This window comes from Citrobacter sp. Cf088 (assembly GCF_030334295.1).
In the GTDB taxonomy this organism is placed as follows: domain Bacteria; phylum Pseudomonadota; class Gammaproteobacteria; order Enterobacterales; family Enterobacteriaceae; genus Citrobacter; species Citrobacter freundii.
Map to the genome: position 1 here is coordinate 1 of NZ_JAOWEE010000021.1, position 213 is coordinate 213.

1 pseudogene is annotated in these 213 nt (G+C 45.1%); it reads left to right on the forward strand.

What is annotated here, in order from left to right:
• Window positions 1–127 (forward strand): annotated as a pseudogene (locus OGV71_RS25535) (IS3 family transposase); the annotation flags it as partial.
• Window positions 128–213 lie beyond the last annotated feature (86 nt).

A 213-nucleotide genomic window follows, 5' to 3' on the forward strand; every position in this document is an offset into this window, starting at 1 on the left:
AACAAATGACCTCTTCAGAACGTGAAAGTGAGGTGGCCGCAAAAAATGTCCGGTTAAAGCGACAGCTGGCGGAACAAGCTGAGGAACTGGCTATCCTCCAAAAGGCAGCGACATACTTCGCGAAGCCTGAAATGGTAATTCCTCTATTTTTAGCGGAGGCGATAAGTAGAATCAGTTCATGTAATGAATATGCTGCATCGGTGTAAAACCATT